The sequence below is a fragment of the Oleiphilus sp. HI0066 genome (assembly GCF_001635725.1).
This window is the reverse complement of sequence record NZ_LWFH01000359.1, coordinates 1-837: the sequence shown is the minus strand read 5'-3', so window position 1 is coordinate 837 and position 837 is coordinate 1. Positions and strand designations below refer to the sequence as shown.

2 protein-coding genes are annotated in these 837 nt (G+C 44.4%); both read right to left on the bottom strand.

The features are described 5' to 3' along the window. On the bottom strand, positions 1–555 hold a 555-nt coding region (locus tag A3738_RS05125), incomplete at its 3' end, for an ABC transporter permease (protein WP_068763416.1). Then, the coding region (locus tag A3738_RS05120; protein WP_156503974.1) for an ABC transporter permease subunit at positions 555–837 on the bottom strand (283 nt) is incomplete at its 5' end. The genes A3738_RS05120 and A3738_RS05125, both read right to left, overlap by 1 nt.

The window sequence follows — 837 nt, the reverse complement described above, 5'->3', positions numbered from 1 at the left end:
GATTGTTACGACGCTGGCAATTGAACTGGCGTGAAGCATAAAGATCACTTCATTGGCATAAGCTGGTAATGCTCGGCGCATCGCTCCAGGCAGAATAATACGGCGCATTCGTTTAGCGACACCCATACCATAGGCTTTTGCAGCTTCAATTTCGCCACGAGGTGTTGCCTCAATGGCGCCTCTAAAAATTTCTGTTGTATAGGCCGCCGTATTCAATACAAACGCTATCAAGCAAGGGTAAAAGGCCTCTGAAAGTATGTCCCACAAGAATGTTTGCTGAATGCCTGTGATCTGCGCAGTGCCGTAATAAATAAGGTAAAGCTGAACAAGTAGGGGGGTTCCTCTAAAAAAGTAAACAAATGCCCAAATAGGAAGGTTGATCCACTTGTTTTTCGAGGTTCGCAAAATAGCTAAAGGCAAAGAGATAACAAAGCCAATAAGCAGAGAAAGAAATACCAATTGCACTGTGGTCACAAAGCCTGACCAGTAGTGCATCAAAGTAGGCGGGTTAAAAATACTATTGTCTGCAAACAGACTTAAAAACGCTTCCATCATTAAGCCCTCGTTGTTCCGGCACTGTATTTAATTTTCAGTCTGTTGAGTAATAACTCTGAGACCGCTGTGAGGGATAAGTACACAAGCGCAACAGGGATTAAGAAAGTAAAGGGTTCGTGCACAGCTTTGGCTGCCTCGGAAGCAAGACGCACCATATCAGCTAGACCAATGATCGATACAAGTGCAGTGGTTTTCAGCATAACAAGCCAATTGTTACCTAGGCCAGGTAGTGCATGACGCATCATTTGAGGAAACGAGATGCGGCTAAATACTTGCCATCGA